This window comes from Devosia sp. (genome assembly GCF_028290625.1).
Taxonomy (GTDB): domain Bacteria; phylum Pseudomonadota; class Alphaproteobacteria; order Rhizobiales; family Devosiaceae; genus Devosia.
The window spans coordinates 56,157-75,028 of record NZ_JAQGJM010000022.1 but is presented as its reverse complement, the minus strand read 5'-3'; the positions used below and the strand labels follow the sequence as shown (position 1 = coordinate 75,028).

The following is an 18,872-nucleotide window of genomic DNA, read 5'->3' as shown; positions in this document are numbered from 1 at the left end:
GACGTGACTGACCTTCTGGTCCGCCTTTACGACCTGCCCGTGTTCGAAGCCGAAGCGCGGGTTGCCGCCGCCGGCATTGTGGTGCGTCGCGCGATCGCCCCCGAGGCGCATGTGGTACTGGCGTGGATCGCGGAACATTTCGGACCGACCTGGGTATCGGAGGCAACGCGCGGGTTGGCGCTGGCGCCGATCACGGTGTGGATCGCGGTGCGCGACGGCAAGATGCTGGGTTTTGCCTGCCACGATACCACCGCCAAGGGATTTTTCGGCCCCACCGGGGTGGATGAGGCCGAGCGGGGCCAGGGCATTGGCGAGGCGCTGCTGATTGCCACGCTCAAGGGTATGCGCGAGGCCGGTTACGGCTACGCCGTGATCGGGGATCCCGGTCCGGTGGCGTTCTACCAGAAGCGGCTCGATGCCATGGATATCCCGAAGTCCAAGCCGGGGGTTTATGCGGGGATGCTCAGGGGATAGGCAGCCCGCTCTCTCAATAGATGCATATCTCTCCCCACCGTTCTTCCCGCGGGCTTGACCCGCGGGCCGTTGGCCGCTTGTACCGTGCCGATGGAGGCCCGCGGGTCAAGCCCGCGGGAAGGGCGGTGGGTGGAATGGATCGAGACAGATGCTGGACGCGATGAACCGCGCGAACCATTGAAAGCAGAACGCCTACCCCTTCAGTAATGGAATGTTTGGCAGCGTATGCCCCATCAACTGGTCGGCGCCTTCGTACAACATGGTGACGGCGACGTAGACGATGATCAACAGGCCGATCCAGGCGATCCAGCGATAGCGGTCGAGGATGCGGGCGAGGAGGCTGGCGGCCACGCCCATCAGCACCACCGACAGCACCAGGCCAAACACGAGGGCAGTGATGTTGTGCTTGGCGGCGCCGGCGACGGCCAGCACGTTGTCGAGCGACATCGACACATCGGCGACGATGATCTGGGTGACGGCCTGGCGCAGGGTCTTGCGCGGGAGATGGGCGATTTCGTCGGCTGTCGGGTGGTCGGCCCGGTCCTGCGCGCGCAGTTCCTCGTACATCTTCCAGCAGACCCAGAGCAGCAGCAGGCCGCCGACGAGCTGCAGGCCGGGGATGGCGAGCAATTGGGTTGCCAGCAGCGCGAAACCGATGCGGATGACGGTGGCGGCGGCAATGCCGGCCAGGATCGCCTTGGCGCGCAATTCAGGCGCCAGCGTCGCCGCCGCCATGCCGATGACGACGACATTGTCGCCGGAGAGCACGATATTGATGGTGATGATTTCGAGATAGGCGGAGAGGGCGGTGGCGTCGAAAAGCATCAACAATATTTCCAAGGCTCGCGTCGGCGGTCAGGTCAATTCCCGACGCGGGAGCGTAGCAAGAATTGCGCGGTCGCAGACCTAGCCGATAGTGCTATAGGCCAACGCCGCTGCCGTTACGGCATCAACTGGCCGCCATTGACCTCGATGGTCTGGCCGATGATGTAGCCGGACAAGGCCGCGGAGGCCAGGAACAGGAACGTGCCCAGGCAATCCTCGGCGGTGCCGACACGGCCCTGCGGAATGGTGGCCAGCATGGCCTGCATCTGGGCTTCCGTGGAGTAGCGTTCGTGGAATGGCGTATCGATGACCCCGGGCGCTACCGCATTGACGCGAATGCCGAAGGCTATCAGCTCTTTGGCCATGCCGCGGGTGACGTTGGAGACGAAGGCTTTCGATGAGCCATAGATGCCTGCGCCGTTGCTGGCGCCATTGCGGGCGGCAATCGAGGTGGTGTTGATGATGAAGCCGCCATTCTGGCGCTTCAGGTGGGGAATGGCGGCGGTGCAGGCGGCCAGCACCGAGCGGCCATTGAGGTCCATCACCGCGTCGTAATGCGCGTCGGTCATGTCCTCATATTTGACGCGGGCGACCATGCCGCCGGCATTGTTGATCAAGCCATCGAGACGGCCGAATTTTTGCGCGGTTTCGTCGACGGCGCAGGCCATTTCCTTGGAATGATTGGCGTCGGCCTTGATGAGGACGACCTTGCCGCCGGCGGCTTCGATATCCTTGGCCACGGCCTGCGCGGCGTCGCCGCTGGAATTGTAATGTAGGCCGACCAGGGCGCCCTGCGCCGCGAAGCCCTTGGCCAGGGCGGCGCCGATGCCGGTCGAGGCGCCGGTGATGAGCACGGCCTTGCCGGCGAGATCTGGAATGGTGAGCGTGGTCATGGGACTGCCTTGTGATGGAGTGAGGGCCGGACTCGTCCGGCCCACTAAAGCCTAGAAGCCGGTGACGACCAAGGGCTTGTAGGGGGCTTCGAGCTTGGCGATTTCATCGCTGGTCAGCACCAGGCCAACCGAGGCCACGGCGTCTTCCAAATGGCTCATCTTGCTGACACCGACGATGGGCGAGGTGACATCGGGCTGGGCCAGAACCCAGGCCATGGCGACCTGCGCCATGGGCACATTGCGGGCTTTGGCGACGGCTTCGACCGCATCGACGATAGGCTTGGTGTCGTCCTTGTCATACATCGACTTGTTGTAGCGGTCGGTGGTGGCGCGCTTGGTCTCGGTGCCCCAGGGCCGGGTGACCTTGCCGCCGCCCAGCGGGCTCCAGGGCAGCACGGCTATGCCTTGATCGCGGCAGAGCGGGAGCATTTCGCGCTGTTCCTCGCGATAGACTAGGCTGAGCTGGTCCTGCATGGAGACGAATTTGGTCCAGCCATGGTGCTCGGCAGCGTTCTGCAACTTGGCGAACTGCCAGGCATACATGGAGGAGGCGCCGATATAGCGGGCCTTGCCGGCGCGCACGATATCGTTGAGGGCTTCCATGGTTTCCTCGACCGGGGTCACGGGGTCGAAGCGGTGGATCTGGTAGAGATCGACGTAATCGGTGCCGAGGCGGCGCAGGCTATTGTCGATTTCGGCCATGATGGCGCCGCGCGACAGGCCTTGGCCATTGGGGCCCGGACGCATGCGGCCGAACACCTTGGTGGCCAGAATGACCTCCTGGCGTGGCGCCAGTTCCTTGATCAGGGCGCCGGTGATTTCCTCGCTGGTGCCCTGGGCATAGACATTGGCGGTGTCGAAGAAGTTGATGCCCTCGTTCCAGGCGCGCTGGAACAGTTGGCGAGCGTCATCGAGGCCGAGCACCCAGGGGCGCTCCTCGGTAACCTTGCCAAAGGACATGCAGCCAAAGCAGATGCGGCTGACTTCGAGGCCAGTGCGGCCGAGCCGGACGGTTTTCATGGTAATTTCCTTTGCGAAGCGCCGGACGCTCGCGGCCAGAGGGAGGTCTGGAACGGCTGGACCGGCGATGAATGAGGTGGTGATGACCAATAGCTGCGCCAGGAGGCGTGAGTGAAGGTTACACCGGGCGCTGGACGGGCGGCAACCCGATTATTGACATTTTGTTTGCGGTGGGCGAGCGCCGGTCCCACCAGTGCGCGACGAAAATCCGGGATTTGAGACGCATGGCTTGACTCACGGGCTTTCGCGCGGCCGACTGCGGCGGTGGGGAGGGTATTATGGGCGCGCGGCAAAATGGGGTGGATGGGGCGATTGCGCTGCTACTGGCATTGAGCCGGCACAACGGGCGGGCGGCGCTGAGTGTGTTGATGGCCGAATGTGGGCTGGCCCGGGCGAGTCTGCATCGAATTGCGCTGACGCTTGAAGCGGCGGGGCTGGTGCGGCGTGAACGTGGGTGGCTGAGCCTGGGGCCGGCCGCGGCGGCATTCGCGCCGGGACCGGCGGCGCAGCACTGGATGGGCCTCGAGGCGCGGCCGGTGCGCAGCATCGTGGCTGAGCGGGGGAGCCAAGGGCTTTATGCCGGGCCGATTGTGCTGTCGCCGCCACCGGTCAGGCGGGCGAGCGGGCGGTTCCGCATCGGGTTTTCCAATGCGTCGATGGCCAATCCGTGGCGGGTGGCGCTGGTGCACAGCGTGGAATTCGCCGTCTCGCGGCTCGGCGGTGCGGTGCATCGCCTGACGGTCAAGCACGCGGGCGACGATGGGGCGCAGCAGGCGCGCGATATCGACGCCATGGTGGCGCAGGGCGTTGATGGGCTGCTGGTGAGCGCGGCAGCGCCAGATGCGATGGTGCCGGCGCTGGAGCGGGCGATGGCGGCGGGGATCGCCGTGGTGCTGGTGGACCGCGGGGTCGCTGCGGCGGCGCCCCATACCAGTTTTGTCAATACTGATGACCGAGCCATCGGGCAGGTGACGGCGCTGTGGCTGGCGGAGCGGCTGAAGGGAAAGGGCCGCATTCTGCTGCTGGCGGGCGAGCCCGAGGCGGAGCCGGCCCAAGACCGGCTGGCGGCAGCGCGGGCAGTGTTTGCCGGCTTTCCGGAACTGGATTTGCTGCCGGTGGCGTGGACGCGATGGCTGCGGGAGACGGGCCGCGATGTGGTGCGGGAGCATTTGCGCGCAGGCACGTCGATCGATGGTGTGTGGTGCGATAGCGGGTTGCAGGGGGTTGGATCGCTGCAGGCGTTTATTGAGAGCGGCGTGTCGCGCGGGAAGATTCCGCCGCATACCGGGGGCGATCTGAACCTGGCTTATAAGCTGGCCATTCGCCATGGCGTGCCGCTGGCGGCGATGGATTCGCCTCCGGCCATGGGACGGCGGGCGGTGGAAGTGCTGTTTGCCGCGATGCTGGGGCAGTGGGTTCCGAGCCGGGTTGATGTGTCTTCGGCCGTGGTGCTGACCAAGGGGGCGGCGACGCGGTCGGTCAAGGCCGATATCTGGGCCGAGGATCATGTGCGCTGGGATCTGCCGGACGATCTGGTCCTGCATTCGGGGCTGGGCGACGCATACAATCCGCGCTCGTTCCGCATCCATTATGCGGGCAATAGCTATAACCGCTCGGCAGCGCGGAGGGTGTCGTGAGTGTCGAGCAGACCATTGGCGTGGCGGCGCTGGCACGGATACTGGTGCGGTTGGGGCAGGGTGAGACCGTGTCGGTTGCGCAACTGGCCGAACAAGAGGGCGTGGCGCGGGCGACGGGGTTCGACATCGTGCGGCGGCTGGCGGCGGCGCAATTGGTGCGACGTGGCCCGGGCGGAATGGTGAGCCGGGGGAATGCGGCGACGGCGCTGGGGTTCGCGGCGTTCGGGCTGGTGAATTTGCAGGGCGTGGCGGAGACGCTGTTGGCACTGCTGCATGAACAGACCGATGCGCGGCTGGAACTGCTTGCGCAAGGCCTGGTGCTGGTGGGGTTTGGGCGCACGGCGGAGGCGTGGGATCTGCAGGGGGCGATTGTGGACGGCGCCGGGGTCGAGCGCGCACGATTGCGGTTGGCGTGGCGAGCAGGAAGCGGGCGGGCCGAGCGCGCGCAGATCGGGGCGCAGTTCGAGCGGGCGCGGGTGAGCTTGGAGTCGTATCTGCAAGATTGATAAAAAGGGCGCTCCGAGGAGCGCCCAGTCGTGGCCGTTGGGTGGCCGAAATGAAGTTTACTGGCCGCCCCAGGCGGTGGGGTAGTTGGCCATGGCTTCGCAACCGCACATCGCATAATGCAGCGGCGGCATTTTGGGGTTCACGAATTTGTCGAGCGTATCCATGGTGATGGCAGGCTGCGGCAGGATCCATTCCGGGCTGGGGACCGCTTCGCCCTTGAGCGTCTTGACGGCGGCGATGATCGCCGTGCGCCACTGGTAGGTCGGGTAGGTTGGCGCAATGGCGGTCATGCCATTGGCCTGCCAGGTCTGGAGGTAATCCTGCTGGTCTTCACCAACGAAGACCGGGATGGGGTAGCCGCCATCCTGGAAGGCTTCGATAGCAGCCACGGCAGTGGCGCCGGCATCCATCCACACGGCGTCGATGGTGCCGCGCTGCAGGTAATCCTCGACGATCGACTTGGTCTTGGCATTGTCGCCGTCGGTGAATTCGGCACCGACGATATTGAGGCCGGCGTCTTCAAGCACGTGCTTGCCACCCGAATAGCGGGTTTCGAGCACGTCCACGCCGGGCAGGATGCGCAGCATCAGCACATTGGCGCCCTTTTTGACGTTGGCGGCGATGAACTCGGCGCCCTGGATGCCGAAGCCGTAACCTCCGACCGGATGCACGAAGGTGACCGGGCAATCGGTGTTGACGCCGCGGTCGAAGACGATGACCGGCAGCACGGCGCAGGCTTTTTCAACGGCGGGCGTGAGCGCGGCGGTGGTGTTGGGCGACACGATCAGGATCGAGCACTTGCCGCCGGCCAGCAGGTCATCGATATCGGCGATCTGCTTGTCGTCGGAGCCTTCGGCATCGACATGGATGAGTTCGCCGATTTCAGGATGCAGCGCAACTTCCTGCTGCAGATCGGTGAAGCCGACCACGCGCCAGGGATTGTTCACGCCCGCATTGGAGAAGCAGACCGTATACGGGCCGTCCTTCTTGAACGACGCGGTGTCCTTCATGCCATCGACGAGGTACTGCTCCCAAGGCATGTCCGCCGGCCCCATCGGGGTGGCGGTCAACAGGGTCTTCTGGCGTGCGAATTCGGCGGGATCGTCGAAATTGGGGGCTTGCGCGAATGCAGCCCCGGTCAGTGCCAGCCCGGCGGCGAGCGCCAGAGCCAAAATCTTCTTCATGATAAAATCCTCCCTAGGGTTGCGGTCGTCGTTCGCGCGACCGGGTTGACCGGCTCGTACGAATGCAGGATCGGGCGTTAGCGCCCGGTATGTTTGCGCCGTTGCATGGCTACGGCCACGGCGGCGATGAGAATAAGGCCCTGAACCACCTGCCGGATCGGCTGCGGCAGGCCCAGGAAATTAAGCAGGGTGAAAATGGCGTTGAGGGTCAGCGCGCCCGCGATGGCGGCCGGGACCGAGCCGCGGCCGCCGAGCAGTTGGGCGCCACCCAGCACGGCGGCGGTGATGGCCTGTAGCTCATAGCCGGTGCCGACGTCGGTCGAGACACCCGCAAAGCCACCCAGCATGATGCCGGCCGCGACGGCGCTGAGCGAGGAGATCATGAAGGCGAGGATGCGGACGCGATTAACCGGCACGCCGGCTAGGTTGGCTGCGCGCGGATTGTCGCCGATGGCGTGGATCATGCGGCCCAGATTGGTGCGATGCATCAGCCAATAGAGCGCAAAGCCGAGCACGATCAGCACGATGAGGGCGACGGGCAGGATCCGGATCAGCGGCAGATCGGGGATGTTGAAGCGGCCGAAGAAACGGAACTGGTCAGTGAGGTAGCCACGCGGCGAGCCGCCGGACCACATGAAAGCGACGCCGTTCAGTGTGATCATCATGCCCAGGGTGGCGATGAGCGATGGCACCTTGAGGTAGCAGACCACGAGCCCATTGATCAGCCCGACGCCGGCGCCGATGGCGAACATGGTGGCGATGACCCACCATGTGGAATTGGGATCGTTGTTGGAGAGGATCGAGGAGCCGACGACCACCAGGGTAATGACCGAACCGACCGAGAGATCGAAGCCACCCGAGACGATGACGTAGAGCTGGCCGGCGGCCAGGATCGCCAAGGGCGCGGCGCGCTTGAGGAAATTCATATAGCCGATGGGTTCGGCAAAGGCCGGGTTCATGACGATGATGGCGATGATCAGCGCCGCGAGCACGAAATAGACCGGGTTGATCTGCGGGAGCTGGCGCTTGCGCCTGTCGGCTTGGGGCAGGGTCTGTTCGGTCATGCCACCAGCCTCTTGGAGCGCACGGCATAGAAGGCGACGGCGGCAACAATGATGATGCCGCGCAGCACCTGCTTGGCGAAGGCATCGACACCGGCCAGGTTGAAGATCGAGTCGATCAACGAGAAGATGATGACCCCCGCCATGGTGCCCCAGATGCCGCCGCGGCCACCGGCCAGGATGGTGCCGCCGATGACGACGACGGCAATGGATTCGAGGTCATAGACGCCATCGTTGCCGATCCAGGGCGCGCCCGAGCGCAGGCGGCTGGCGAGATAAAGGCCGGCCATGGCGGCACAAAGACTGCACAGGATATGGGCGCCGATGGTGACGCGAGCGGTCTTGATACCGGCCACGCGGGCGGCATCCTTATTGCCACCAACGGCGTAGATATCCGAACCGAAGCGGGTATGGCGCAGCACGAACCAGGCGGCGACGGCCAGGATGGCCAGAAAGATCAGGCTATAGGACAGGCTGCCAAAACCCCCATAGGCGAAGACCTGGAATTCGGGCGGGACGGAGCCGGCGAAATTTGAGACGAAGGCCGACAGGCATCCCTGGATGATCAAGCTCATACCCAGCGTGGCGATCAGCGGATTGACCTCGAGCCGGGTGATGATGAGGCCGTTGATCAGGCCGACCACAAGGCCAAGGGCGAGCGCAGCAGCGACAGCTGGAATCACCATGGCGGGATTGCCGTTCATGATCACCGAGGTCAGCACCGAGACGGCGGAGATGAGGCTGGCGACCGATAGGTCGATCGACGCGACCAGGATGGCGAAGGTCTGGCCGACCGCGGTGATGCCCAGCGCGATCGAGCGGCCGAGCACGGAGATGAGGTTGTCGACGGTCAGGTATTGCGACTGGCCGGTATAGAGCGCGATGACCACGTAGGCGAGCAGCGCAATGGCCAGCAGCAAGGCCGGGGCCCAGCGGTCAAAGCGGAAGGTGTATCGGGACGGCGGCGCGGTGAGGTCGGTCATGCGGCGACCTCCGTCTCGCCGGTCGCCGCCAGCATGATGTCGGTTTCGGCCGCGCCGTGGGGGAATTGCGCCACGATGCTGCCGGCGCGCATCACGAGGATGCGGTCGGCAGCGCCAATGACTTCGGGAAGGTCGGACGAGATCATCATGATCGCGGTGCCGGCGCGGGCCAGGTCGCGCATCAGGTGGTAGATGCCAGCCTTGGCGTTGACGTCGATGCCGCGGGTGGGCTCGATGAAGATCAGCACCTTGGGCTTGAGCGCCAGCCAGCGGGCAAGCACGGCCTTCTGCTGGTTGCCGCCGGAGAGGAATTTTATGTCCTGCTCATAGGAGGTAGCCTTGACCTGCATCTGGTCGAGGAGCGCGTCCATGCTAGTCAGGCTCGCATGAGCGTTGGATTTCTGCGTGCCGACCAGCGGAGCGAAAGCTCGGGCGGTGAGGAGGCCATTGTCGCGCACCGATTGCATCAGCACCAGGGCTTCGGCCTTGCGGTCGCCGGGCAGCAGGCCGACGCCGCCGCGAATAGCATCGCGTGGATTGGCGAAGGCCGCATTGGCGCCGTTGAGGGTGACGGTGCCCGTGGTGAACGGCACCTGGCCGAACAGCGCCATGGCCAAGGCGACGCGGCCGGCGCCCTGGATGCCGGCAAAACCGACGATTTCACCAGCGCGCAGGTCGAGATCGATATGATGCAGGAAGGCATTGCCGCCATTGCGGACGGTCAGCACGGGCGCGCCGATTTCGGCTTGTGTCGCAGGCGGCGCGTAATAATCGGCGATGTCGCGGCCGACCATGGCGCGCACAATGGCGTCGGGGGCGGGCGGCGTCTCGAAATGAGCAGCGACTTCGCCGTCCTTCAGCACGGTGACACGATCGGCCAGCCGCGTGACTTCGCGCATGCGGTGGGTGATGTAGATGATCGCCGTGCCGCGCTCGCGCAGCTTGTCGACGGTGGCAAACAGCACTTCGCATTCGGCTTCGTTGAGGGCGGCGGTGGGCTCGTCCATCACCACGACGCGGGCATCGAGGGAAATAGCCTTAGCGATTTCAACCATTTGCTGGGTGGCGACATCGAGATCGGCGACCAGCGCATCGGGCGAAACGCGGGTGCCGGCGCCGAACAAGTCAAGCACGCGGCGGGTTTCGGCGCGCATGGCGGCGTGGTCGAGCACTACGCCCTTGCGGGGTTCGCGGCCGAGGAAAATGTTTTGCGCCACGGTGCGCTCGGGCAGCAGGGAGAATTCCTGATAGATCACCGAGATACCGGCGCGCAGGGATTCCACCGGGTGCTTGAAGTTGGCGTTGGCACCGTTGAGCACGATATTGCCGGCGTCGGGGCGGTAGACGCCCGAGAGGATCTTGATCAGCGTCGATTTTCCGGCGCCATTTTCTCCAACCAAAGCATGAACTTGGCCGGCATGGCAGGCGAAGCTGACATCGTTGAGGGCCCGCACACCGGGGAAGGATTTGGAGATGTGGGCCATGGCGATGACGGGCGTGTCGCTCATGCGGCAGCCTTCCAGCCGGCCCGGATGAAGGCGATGGATTCGGCGAACAAGGTTTCGAAATCGGGAAACAGCGGGCGCCAGACGCGGGTGGCGGCGGCCAGTTCGGGCAGGCCGGCGCCGAAGGCTTCCAGGGTCACCCAACCGTCGAAGCCGGTTTTTCGGGTGGCGGAAAATACCTCGGCGAAGTCGATATGGCCGCGGCCCGGAATGCCGCGATCGTTCTCGGAGATATGCAGAACGCCCATGCCGTCGCCCAGCTTGGCGATAGCAAGTGGTTGCTTTTGTTCCTCGATATTGGCGTGGAAGGTGTCGTACATGATGCGGAAGGCGGGATGATCGACGCGGTCCACGTAGGATCGTGCCTGATCCATGGTGTTGAGGAAATAGGTCTCGAAGCGGTTCAAATGCTCGAGCGCGAGGAACATGCCATTGGTGCTGGCGCGGGTGGCCATGCGGTGATGGGCCTCGGCGCCGTGGGCGAGTTCGCTCTCGGTGGGGCCGGAACCGGTGAAGTGGCCGATGGGGGCGTGAAAGGGTCCGCCGACGCTTTCGGCACCAATCGCGATGGCGCAATCGAGGGCCCAATCGAGGTGTTTTTGTCCAGCATGCTGGATTTCTGGATCGCTGCTGACCGGACTGGCTTCGGGCGAGGGAATGACCGAGGTGGTGGTGCGGCGCAAACCGATGGAATCGAGCTCGCGGCCGAGCCAGGCATAGTGAGATGGGTCACCGCGCAGCACGGGGACCTCGACGCCGTCATAGCCGAGTTCCTTCAGCCGCCTGATCTGAGGCAGGTGATGGTCTTCGATGAATCCGCTAAGGCACAGCAGATTGATGCCGACCTGCATTGCTTCTCCCCAGCGGCCTCTTTTGCGAGGCCTTGTTATGCATTCAGTATTTTGGAAGCCGGGTGAGCGTGCAATGCGCACACTTTACCCAAAGTCCGATAGTTGAGCCGAATGGGCATGAGGAGCGTGCCTCAAAACCGGTCCTGGCGGTTTTTGAACGTCAGCAATGCTGACCTTGATGTAGTGGTCCGATCTGGCTGCCTCCTCCAAGGCTGCGGGGAAGGTCCCCGGATCGTTGACTTTTCCGGCGTCTCCTCCCTAGGATCACGGCGCGGCTGATGTTGAGCGATCATTATCCAGCCGAGGACCATTTGCGTTCGAAATGGCGCGCCGGTAAATTTTGAACATGAGGGCGGGATGGATTTGAGAGCGGCGGCGCTGGCAAGGCCGGCAGTGTTTCGGGAGCCGGGGGCGCTGCTTTATGCGGGCAATTGCAAGGATTTGCTGGACGCCTCGCTGGCCGGGAAGGTGACGCTCAGTGCCTGGACGCGGCGGGGGTATCCGGGGCGCCCGCTGGGTGAGGCGCTGCCGCAGGTGTGTTCGGTGGGCGGTTGGGACGCGACGGCGCCGCAGGATTGGGGCCTCAAGGTGCATTGCAACGAGGGCGTCAAGATCGCCTATCTGGCGCGAGGGAGCCTGACGCTGACGCTGGACGGGCGAAAGCACGACATCCAGGAAGGTCAGATGTTCGTGGTGCGGCCATGGCAATTGCACGCTTTTGGCGATCCCAACGTGGTGGCGAGCCAGATTGTCTGGGTGCTGTTCGACATGGGCACGCGGCGGCCGCACGATCCCTGGCTGTGGCCGGATTGGCTGGCCTGGCCGGAGCGGGACCAGAAGCGGCTGACCGAGTTTTTGTCAAAGAACGAGCAGCCGTTTTACCAGGCGTCACGCGAGGTGGCGCGTGACTTCGAGAGAATTGCCGATATCGTGGCGACGAACGATATCGAGGGCGAGGAAATCCGGCTGCGACTGGCCATTTCCACGATGCTGATGCATTTCATGCAGCAGATCGAGGCGCAGGTGCCGGTACTGGATCAGGCGCTGGCGCATTCCAAGCGCACGGTGCAGATTTTCCTCGAACGGCTGCGGCATGCTCTGGTGGGGGACTGGACGCTGGAGAACATGGCGGCGGAGTGCAACTTGTCGCGCACGCAGTTTACCCAGCATTGCCTGGGCCTGACAAATATCACGCCGGTGCGGTATCTGCAGATGATCCGACTGGACGCGGCGCGCAAGCTTTTGGTGGAGCAGCCGGGATTGGCGGTGACGGCGGTGGCGTATGATTGCGGGTTTTCGTCGAGCCAGTATTTCGCGACCTGCTTCAAGAAGCGGTTCGGGATTTCACCGGTGGATGCACGGCGGCAGATGATGGTGGCGGCGGAGTAAGACTAGGTCGTGTGGCCAGTTGGTGATGCCGGGCTGCAAATGGCAGTTTCCTGCGCTTCCGGTGCTCACGTACCAACGTACGTTGCGCTCCGGTTCTCGAAAACTGTCATTCTCGCTCCGGCCTGACGCAACTGTCCACACGACCTAGTTGTTGACCAGTCGATATTGGGGCGGGACGCGTAGGATATCGCCGTGGGTGCGGTCGCCATCGTAGGTGAGACCGATGCCTTCGCAGTAGCCGATGGCGTCGCCCCAACTGGCTGGATCTTGTTGGGGCAAGCTGGCCGCGGTGCCTAGTTCGATGAACAGGCCGTGGGTGATGATCAGGGCGCGGTGGCCATCGGTCAGTTGATCGGCGATCTGGCGCCAGAGTTGGGCCTGTGCCTGGGCGAAGGCCGCGGCCGGAATGTCCGTTGCCACGACTTTGGCGACATGGGCAAAAGGACTGGGCCACCCAACGGTATTGGCGATGGCCCCGGGCAGGTGGCCGAGCTCGTCGATGGTCTGGTGGACTTCGAAGCCCATGGCGATGGCGGTTTCGATGGCGCGTGGGATGGTGCTGGTGAGAACCAGATCATAGGGGCCGGCGTTTTCGCCGACCAGTCGGGCGAGTGCGATGCCATCCTGCGATAGGTGAACGCCGGGCTTGCGGCGCATGGTGTGCCGCCGGATATCGAGGGTGCGCATGGTCGGCCTTGGGTGCGAGTGCCAAGGCAGTATGGCGATGGATCAAGGTAAGGAAAGCGAAAATAGGCAGCGGCGGAACTGTAGCGGTCCGCCGCAATGCTTCGAGCGTTAGAGCCCGATCTTCTTCATGTAGTCGATCGAGCGTTTGGCGAAGGCTTGCCAGTCGCTGGGGTTGTCGTGTTCGGCGACGAGGTGGTCGGCGGTGGTGGCGCGGAACAGGGGGATGAGGTGGCCCCAGGAGATGATGCCGTCGCCGGTGGCGGTCCAGCCATCGTCCTGCTTGGTGCCGATGGGCGCGGTGTCCTTGAGCTGGATGGCGATGATGCGGGAGGCGTAGCGCTTGAGCTCGGTCGCGGGGTCGGCGCCGGCGCGGACGATCCAGCCGCAGTCGATCTCGAACCAGGCGTCGCCGCTTTCGGCAAAGATGTGCTCGATAGGGCGGGTGCCGTCAGGCAGGGCGTAATATTCGAAATCGTGGTTGTGCCAGGCGACCTTGAGGCCGTGTGGCTTGGCGGCGTCGGCGCCCTTGGCGAGCTTTTGGCCGAGGAACTGCCAATAAGCCGGAGTATTTTCGCGCTCTTCGATGGTGACGTAGGGCGGGATCAGGATGGTGGCGCCGAGCGTCAGTGCGATGTCGATAAAGCGGTTAGGGTCGGAGACAAGGCCGGCCAGCGGCATGTGAAAGCCGCAGCAGGCGAGGCCGGCGTCATCGAGTTGGCGGCGGAACAGCTTGGGGTCGGCTTCGTAGGCGGGAAGCCAGGGCTCAATGGCGTCGTAGCCCATGGCTTTGAGGATGGGGAGTTGATCGGCAAGCGGGGGAAAATTGCGGGAGGAGTAGAGCTGGTAGGCAATGGGGTAGGTCATGGGGGAATCCGGGTTGGGAGCCCGCTTCACCTCTCCCTTTGGGGGAGAGGTCGACCTTCTTAGGTCGGGTGAGGGGGCCTTTGCTGGGTGAGGTGTTTAGGGAAGGCGCCCTCACCCGTCGCTGCGCGCCGACCTCTCCCCCAAAGGGAGAGGTGAGGAGCGGTCGCCCTATTGTGGCTCTTTGTCGTTGTCGAATTCGAGCAGTTCGATCATGACGCCAAGCGCCTTGACGGTGTCGTAGTAGGCGTAGCGGCCGTGGCTGCCATCGAATTCGCCGCGCTGCAGGAGCTGGTGGCCTTTGGATTCGAGATAGGCGTCGCGCTTGGTCAGGTTCTTGGTCTTGAAGGCGATGTGGTGGCAGCCGGGCCCTTTTTCTTCGAGCAGGTCGCGCCAGGCGCTTTTCTCGGGGCCGGGCTCAAGGAATTCGACGTCGATATTGCCGAACTTGAACATCATGATGCGGCAGCCCACTTCGGCCGGCTTGCCCATGTAGATGGCCTGCGCTTCTTCGGGTTCCGCGGCGCGGCCTTCCTTGGGAACCGGCTTGCCGGTCAGGTCGGAAAACCATTGCGCCGATTTCACCACGTCGTCGGTGACGAAGCAGATCTGCATCACCACATCTTCATCAAGCAGGCGCTTGTCCATATCAGTCGTCCATCATGGGATTGGGGTAGCGCGGCCCGGGTGGGAAACACCGGGCCGCTTTCCTTGGGAGGAAACTTAGCCGAGGATGGTCTCGTAGTTTTCTTTCATCTTGGCGATGGCCTGTTCGACGGTCATCGAGGGGTCGCTCCAGTAGTTGAAGACGACGTCCCAGATGGAATTGCGCCAATCGGCATCGGTGATGGCGTTGGGCGTCTGCACGCCTTTCGTCGGGTCCGACAGGATGCTCAGAACTTCAGTCGAGCAGGCGTCGAGGCTGGCGGCAGGCGCATCGCTGCGCACCGGGGTTGAGCCCTTGGCGGCGGCGAACTTGGCCTGGATTTCCGGATCGACGACGATCGAAGCGAAGTCCAGTTCGGCCTTCTTGACGTCGTCGGCAACGCCGCTGCCGCCCAGCAGGCCCCAGGAATCAACCGAAGCCGAAACGGCCTGGGCGCCCGGAATCGGCAAGCAACCGAAATCGGTGCCCGCCTTCTTGCCGGCGGCCAGCCATTCGCCCTTCATCCAGTCACCGTGGATCTGCATCAGCGCCTTGCCGGTGATGACCTCGTTGGTGGTCTCGTTCCAGGGGCGGTTCTGCGAGTCGGGGCCGGCTTCGTTGGCGAACAGGCGCAGCTCTTCGAGAGCCTTGGCAAATGCCGGATCGTCCAGCGCGGTCTCGTCGACATCCTCGCCATAGACGCGGTTGTAGAGTTCCTGGCCGGCGACGGCTGCCACCAGCGTGTGGAACAGGTAGCCGACCTGGAAAGGCTGGCTGCCGACGGCGAGCGGCGCGAAGCCGGCTTCACGGATCTTGGGGAAATCGGCGAACATGGCGTCGAGCGAAGTCCAGCTCGCGGGATCGACACCGGCCTTCTTGGCCACGTCCATGTTGTAATAGACCATGCCATCGATGTGCAGCGCCATCGGCACCTTGACGATCTTGCCATCGACCGAGAGCGAGTCGGCAACGGCCTTGGGCAGGTTCTCGAGGATGTGGTTGTCGGCATACCACTGGGTCAGGTCGAATTCGTAACCGAGGCCCGCGAGATCGCGATAGACGCCGGGATTGGATTCAACGAACAGGTTCGGCGGGGAACCGCCGGTGACCATGCTCATCAGGTTCACGTTGGAGCCGGTATCGTGCGGAATGGCGATATCGGTCCAGGAATGGCCCTTGGCCTCGAGCGCGCTCTTGAGCACGTTGAGGGCGGCGACTTCGGGGCCTGCCGACCAGGTGTGATAGATCACCAGATCGGTGGCCATGGCGCTGAACGAGGCCGTGCTCAGCATGAGCCCGGTTATAACGGCGGCTAGAGTTCTCTTAGACATCTGTCTCTCTCCCTGTGATGTCGAAATTACATTCTCTGCCCGGTCTGGGCGTCGAATAGGTGGGCTTTGCCCTTGAGGTAGCGAACCGGCACGACCTGGCCGGGCTTGAGCCCCGCCGCGACTGCCGGCTCGACCCGGAGGGCAAGCAAATCGTTTTCCAGCACGAAGTAGGCGCTGGCATCGGGGCCGGTGCGCTCGGCATATTGTACCGGCACCTCGAAAGTGGCGGCGCTATCGGCCGCTGTGCCGGCGCCGACGAGGAAGTGTTCCGGGCGCAAGCCCAGGATCACTTCGGCGCCATCCTGCGGCGCCGTGGCGAAGCGGTAATCGGACAAATCGAAGCGGACGCCAGAGCCGAACACGGCCTCGGTCTTGCCATTGGCAATGCTCAGCTTGACCTTGCGCAGGTTCATAGCGGGAGAGCCGATGAAGCCGGCGACGAAGAGGTTGGCGGGCCGCTCGTAGATTTCGTCAGGGGTGCCGAACTGCTGGATGACGCCGCCATTCATCACCGCGATCTTGGTGGCCATGGTCATGGCTTCGATCTGGTCGTGGGTGACGTAGACGATGGTGGTCTTGAGCGTGTCGTGCAGCTTCTTGATTTCGAGGCGGGTCTCGGTGCGCAGCTTGGCATCGAGGTTGGACAGCGGCTCGTCGAACAGGAAGACGCCGACATTTTTCACCAGAGCGCGGCCGATGGCGACGCGCTGGCGCTGGCCGCCCGACAGGTGGGCCGGCTTGCGGTTGAGCAGCGGCTCGATCTGCAGCAGCTTGGCGGCCCAAGCGATGCGGCGCTCGACTTCGTCCTTGGGCAGCTTGCTGGCCGACAGGCCGAACTTGAGGTTGCCGTAGACAGTCTTGGTCGGATAGAGCGCGTAGGACTGGAACACCATGGCGAGGCCACGGTCCTTGGGGTCCACATCGGTGACGTCGCGGTCGCCGATCATGATGCGCCCGTCGGTGACGTCGATCAGGCCGGCCAGCAGGTTCAGCAGCGTGGTCTTGCCGCAGCCCGATGGCCCCAGCAGGACGAGGAAGTCGCCGTCATCGATGGCAAGGTTGAGGTCCTTGAGGACGGGCACGTTGCCGTAGGTCTTGGTGATGTGCTCGAAGCTGACTTTTGGCATTAACTCAACCCTTGATGGCGCCGGCGGTAATGCCCTGGACGAAGAGCTTCCCGACGAAGAAATAGATGACGAGCGGCGGAATGGCGGTCTGCAGAGCTGCCGCCATGTTGTCGTTGTAGCGGGTGGTGCCCGTCGAGATGGTGATCAGGTTGGCCAGGTTCACCGTCATCGGCTGGCTGCCCATGCCGCCGAAGGTCACGCCGATCAGGTAATCGTTCCAGATCGAGGTGATCTGCAGGATCAGCACGACGATCAGGATATTGCCGCTCATGGGCAGGATGATCTCGACGAAGATCTTCCAGAACGAGCCGGAGTCCATCACCGCGGCGCTCATGATTTCCTGCGGGATATCCTTGTAGTAATTGCGGAAAATCAGGGTCAGCACCGGCATGGCCAGCACGGCATGCACGATCGCGACGCCCCAGACATTGCCATAGACCTTGATCGCGGCGGTCATCGAGATCAGCGGGAACATGATGATCTGGAACGGCACGAAGGCGCAGATGAACAGCAGGAACAGGAAGCCGCCAGCCCAGCGCACATTCCACAGAGCCAGCGCATAGCCGGTGATCATGGAAATGCCGATCGACAGGATCAGCGAGGGGAACAGGATTTGCACCGAATTCCAGAAGCCGACCTTGAGGCCGTTACAATTGATGCCCGAGCAGGCGCTGTTCCAGGCGTGATCCCAGGCTTCCAGCGTCCACACATTGGGCAGCGAGAACATGGCGCCTTCGCGAATCTGCTCCATGGTCTTGAATGAGGTGATGATCACCACGTAGAGCGGTACGCAGAAGAAAATGGCGCAGATCGACAGGAAGATGATGATGGCGATGGAGCGCCCGGTGATGCGCTTCTTCTTGCGCGGGAAGTAGGGCGCGCTGCGGACGGCGACTTCGCCGCCGAGCATCTTCTGGGCTATGGTGAGATCGCTCAATGTGCAGCCCTCCCGGTGCGGCGTTGCTGCCAGGCGGTGAGCATAACCAGCGGCAGGAAGATGACGGCGGTGATGACCAGCATCATGACAGCGGCGGCGGAGGCGAAGCCCAGATTGCCCTTGGCCGACAGCGCCTGGATGGTGAAATAGGCCGGCACGTAAGTGGACTGGCCGGGGCCACCATTGGTCATGGCGACGATCACGTCATAGGCCTTGATCACGCCCAGCGAGAGCAGGATGGCGCAGGTGACGAAGGTGAACTTCATCATCGGAATGATGATCTCGGTATAGAGGCGGAAGAGGTTGACGCCATCGAGGCGGGCAGCGCTCCAGATCTCGGAGTTGATCGACTTCAGGCCGGCCAGCATCAGGGCCATGTAGAAGCCCGAGCTTTGCCAGACCGCGGCCAGAATGACGCCGTACATGGCAGTTTCGCCGGTGGACAGCCAGGAGAAGTTGATCCAGGTCAGGCCGATGGAATGAAGCGCGTGCTCGACGCCGAATTCAGGATTGAACAGCCAGCGCCAGGCCGTGCCGGTGACGATCAGCGACACGGCGAGCGGGTAGAGGAAAACGGTGCGGAACAGGCTCTCGCCGCGCTTTTCCTTGTCGATCATGGCGGCGAGGATGAAGCCGAAGACGATGGCCAGGGCGCTGCCGAGGCCAAGGATGATCAGGTTTTTCAGTGAAATCGCCCAGGCGTCGTCGGCGAACAGGCGCGTGTACTGCCGCAGCGGTTCGGACCAGTCGATCCCATATTCCGGCAGGCGCCGGCTGCGCGTGAGCGACAGGTAAATGGTCCAGATGATCGCGCCCACAAAGGCGACGGCTGTGACGGTGACCGCCGGCAGCAAAGCCAGTTGCGGCGACCATCGGCTCCACCGAAAGGCCATGATCTCTCCCTTTCCAGCATGCCATGTCAGATTGTTCTGCTCGTTGGCATGTCTGCCCTTG

Annotated in this window: 19 protein-coding genes; 4 read left to right on the top strand and 15 right to left on the bottom strand. The window is 63.6% G+C overall.

The window, feature by feature from the left end:
• Window positions 1-3 precede the first annotated feature (3 nt).
• The gene (locus JWR51_RS12475) at window positions 4-474 is read left to right on the top strand and encodes a GNAT family N-acetyltransferase (RefSeq protein WP_299747845.1); all 471 of its coding nucleotides are present in this window, start codon (window positions 4-6) and stop codon (window positions 472-474) included.
• 192 nt (window positions 475-666) lie between these two features.
• On the opposite strand, the gene JWR51_RS12470 is transcribed toward JWR51_RS12475, so the two are convergent.
• The 3 genes from JWR51_RS12470 to JWR51_RS12460 all read right to left on the bottom strand — a co-directional run bounded on the left by JWR51_RS12470 (window position 667) and on the right by JWR51_RS12460 (window position 3,212).
• On the bottom strand, window positions 667-1,299 hold the full coding sequence (locus JWR51_RS12470) for a TerC family protein (RefSeq protein WP_299747843.1): 633 nt from the start codon (window positions 1,297-1,299) through the stop codon (window positions 667-669).
• 116 nt (window positions 1,300-1,415) lie between these two features.
• Window positions 1,416-2,192, bottom strand: a complete 777-nt coding sequence (locus JWR51_RS12465; protein WP_299747841.1) for an SDR family NAD(P)-dependent oxidoreductase — start codon at window positions 2,190-2,192, stop codon at window positions 1,416-1,418.
• 51 nt (window positions 2,193-2,243) lie between these two features.
• Window positions 2,244-3,212, bottom strand: coding sequence for an aldo/keto reductase (locus JWR51_RS12460; protein ID WP_299747839.1), 969 nt, complete (start codon window positions 3,210-3,212; stop codon window positions 2,244-2,246).
• Between the two features lie 278 nt (window positions 3,213-3,490).
• Here JWR51_RS12460 and JWR51_RS12455 point away from each other — a divergent pair, with 278 nt between their 5' ends.
• Both JWR51_RS12455 and JWR51_RS12450 read left to right on the top strand, forming a co-directional pair.
• Window positions 3,491-4,849 carry a substrate-binding domain-containing protein gene (locus JWR51_RS12455; RefSeq protein WP_299747837.1) on the top strand — a complete coding sequence of 453 codons (1,359 nt, stop codon included), beginning with the start codon at window positions 3,491-3,493 and terminating at the stop codon, window positions 4,847-4,849.
• The gene (locus JWR51_RS12450) at window positions 4,846-5,355 is read left to right on the top strand and encodes a hypothetical protein (RefSeq protein ID WP_299747835.1); all 510 of its coding nucleotides are present in this window, start codon (window positions 4,846-4,848) and stop codon (window positions 5,353-5,355) included. Before JWR51_RS12455 ends, JWR51_RS12450 begins: the two co-directional genes overlap by 4 nt.
• A 57-nt stretch (window positions 5,356-5,412) precedes the next feature.
• On the opposite strand, the gene JWR51_RS12445 is transcribed toward JWR51_RS12450, so the two are convergent.
• From JWR51_RS12445 to JWR51_RS12425, 5 genes are all read right to left on the bottom strand, one after another.
• On the bottom strand, window positions 5,413-6,540 hold the full coding sequence (locus JWR51_RS12445) for a substrate-binding domain-containing protein (protein WP_299747833.1): 1,128 nt from the start codon (window positions 6,538-6,540) through the stop codon (window positions 5,413-5,415).
• Window positions 6,541-6,617: 77 nt separating this feature from the next.
• Window positions 6,618-7,604, bottom strand: coding sequence for an ABC transporter permease (locus tag JWR51_RS12440; RefSeq protein ID WP_299747831.1), 987 nt, complete (start codon window positions 7,602-7,604; stop codon window positions 6,618-6,620).
• Window positions 7,601-8,584 carry an ABC transporter permease gene (locus JWR51_RS12435; RefSeq protein ID WP_299747829.1) on the bottom strand — a complete coding sequence of 328 codons (984 nt, stop codon included), beginning with the start codon at window positions 8,582-8,584 and terminating at the stop codon, window positions 7,601-7,603. The genes JWR51_RS12440 and JWR51_RS12435 overlap by 4 nt, the downstream gene beginning before the upstream one ends.
• Entirely contained in the window at window positions 8,581-10,092 is a 1,512-nt protein-coding gene (locus JWR51_RS12430; RefSeq protein WP_299747827.1) for a sugar ABC transporter ATP-binding protein, read from the bottom strand. Before JWR51_RS12430 ends, JWR51_RS12435 begins: the two co-directional genes overlap by 4 nt.
• Entirely contained in the window at window positions 10,089-10,940 is an 852-nt protein-coding gene (locus JWR51_RS12425) for a sugar phosphate isomerase/epimerase family protein (RefSeq protein ID WP_299747826.1), read from the bottom strand. Before JWR51_RS12425 ends, JWR51_RS12430 begins: the two co-directional genes overlap by 4 nt.
• 357 nt (window positions 10,941-11,297) lie before the next feature.
• Between JWR51_RS12425 and JWR51_RS12420 the strand changes: the two genes are divergently transcribed.
• Entirely contained in the window at window positions 11,298-12,329 is a 1,032-nt protein-coding gene (locus tag JWR51_RS12420) for an AraC family transcriptional regulator (protein ID WP_299747824.1), read from the top strand.
• 144 nt (window positions 12,330-12,473) lie between these two features.
• On the opposite strand, the gene JWR51_RS12415 is transcribed toward JWR51_RS12420, so the two are convergent.
• From JWR51_RS12415 to JWR51_RS12385, 7 genes are all read right to left on the bottom strand, one after another.
• Entirely contained in the window at window positions 12,474-13,016 is a 543-nt protein-coding gene (locus tag JWR51_RS12415) for a phosphoglycerate mutase family protein (protein ID WP_299747821.1), read from the bottom strand.
• A gap of 108 nt (window positions 13,017-13,124) precedes the next feature.
• Complete coding sequence (locus tag JWR51_RS12410) at window positions 13,125-13,880, bottom strand: TIM barrel protein (protein WP_299747819.1); 756 nt, start codon at window positions 13,878-13,880, stop codon at window positions 13,125-13,127.
• Window positions 13,881-14,048: 168 nt separating this feature from the next.
• Window positions 14,049-14,525, bottom strand: coding sequence for a VOC family protein (locus tag JWR51_RS12405; RefSeq protein ID WP_299747817.1), 477 nt, complete (start codon window positions 14,523-14,525; stop codon window positions 14,049-14,051).
• Between the two features lie 75 nt (window positions 14,526-14,600).
• A complete protein-coding gene (locus tag JWR51_RS12400) occupies window positions 14,601-15,854 on the bottom strand; it encodes an ABC transporter substrate-binding protein (protein ID WP_299747815.1) in 1,254 nt (417 codons plus the stop codon).
• A gap of 26 nt (window positions 15,855-15,880) precedes the next feature.
• Complete coding sequence (locus JWR51_RS12395) at window positions 15,881-16,981, bottom strand: ATP-binding cassette domain-containing protein (RefSeq protein WP_299747813.1); 1,101 nt, start codon at window positions 16,979-16,981, stop codon at window positions 15,881-15,883.
• A gap of 4 nt (window positions 16,982-16,985) precedes the next feature.
• Window positions 16,986-17,918: a carbohydrate ABC transporter permease gene (locus JWR51_RS12390; protein WP_299747811.1), complete on the bottom strand. Its 933-nt coding sequence runs from the start codon at window positions 17,916-17,918 to the stop codon at window positions 16,986-16,988.
• Window positions 17,915-18,811, bottom strand: coding sequence for a sugar ABC transporter permease (locus JWR51_RS12385; protein ID WP_299747809.1), 897 nt, complete (start codon window positions 18,809-18,811; stop codon window positions 17,915-17,917). The genes JWR51_RS12390 and JWR51_RS12385 overlap by 4 nt, the downstream gene beginning before the upstream one ends.
• Window positions 18,812-18,872: the final 61 nt, after the last annotated feature.

Coding starts and splice junctions, on each gene's coding strand:
- JWR51_RS12470 (WP_299747843.1), bottom strand. CDS start 1,299: ATGCTTTTCGACGCCACCGCCCTCTCCGCCTATCTCGAAATCATCACC.
- JWR51_RS12465 (WP_299747841.1), bottom strand. CDS start 2,192: ATGACCACGCTCACCATTCCAGATCTCGCCGGCAAGGCCGTGCTCATC.
- JWR51_RS12460 (WP_299747839.1), bottom strand. CDS start 3,212: ATGAAAACCGTCCGGCTCGGCCGCACTGGCCTCGAAGTCAGCCGCATC.
- JWR51_RS12455 (WP_299747837.1), top strand. CDS start 3,491: ATGGGCGCGCGGCAAAATGGGGTGGATGGGGCGATTGCGCTGCTACTG.
- JWR51_RS12445 (WP_299747833.1), bottom strand. CDS start 6,540: ATGAAGAAGATTTTGGCTCTGGCGCTCGCCGCCGGGCTGGCACTGACC.
- JWR51_RS12440 (WP_299747831.1), bottom strand. CDS start 7,604: ATGACCGAACAGACCCTGCCCCAAGCCGACAGGCGCAAGCGCCAGCTC.
- JWR51_RS12435 (WP_299747829.1), bottom strand. CDS start 8,584: ATGACCGACCTCACCGCGCCGCCGTCCCGATACACCTTCCGCTTTGAC.
- JWR51_RS12430 (WP_299747827.1), bottom strand. CDS start 10,092: ATGAGCGACACGCCCGTCATCGCCATGGCCCACATCTCCAAATCCTTC.
- JWR51_RS12425 (WP_299747826.1), bottom strand. CDS start 10,940: ATGCAGGTCGGCATCAATCTGCTGTGCCTTAGCGGATTCATCGAAGAC.
- JWR51_RS12420 (WP_299747824.1), top strand. CDS start 11,298: ATGGATTTGAGAGCGGCGGCGCTGGCAAGGCCGGCAGTGTTTCGGGAG.
- JWR51_RS12415 (WP_299747821.1), bottom strand. CDS start 13,016: ATGCGCACCCTCGATATCCGGCGGCACACCATGCGCCGCAAGCCCGGC.
- JWR51_RS12410 (WP_299747819.1), bottom strand. CDS start 13,880: ATGACCTACCCCATTGCCTACCAGCTCTACTCCTCCCGCAATTTTCCC.
- JWR51_RS12405 (WP_299747817.1), bottom strand. CDS start 14,525: ATGGACAAGCGCCTGCTTGATGAAGATGTGGTGATGCAGATCTGCTTC.
- JWR51_RS12400 (WP_299747815.1), bottom strand. CDS start 15,854: ATGTCTAAGAGAACTCTAGCCGCCGTTATAACCGGGCTCATGCTGAGC.
- JWR51_RS12395 (WP_299747813.1), bottom strand. CDS start 16,981: ATGCCAAAAGTCAGCTTCGAGCACATCACCAAGACCTACGGCAACGTG.
- JWR51_RS12385 (WP_299747809.1), bottom strand. CDS start 18,811: ATGGCCTTTCGGTGGAGCCGATGGTCGCCGCAACTGGCTTTGCTGCCG.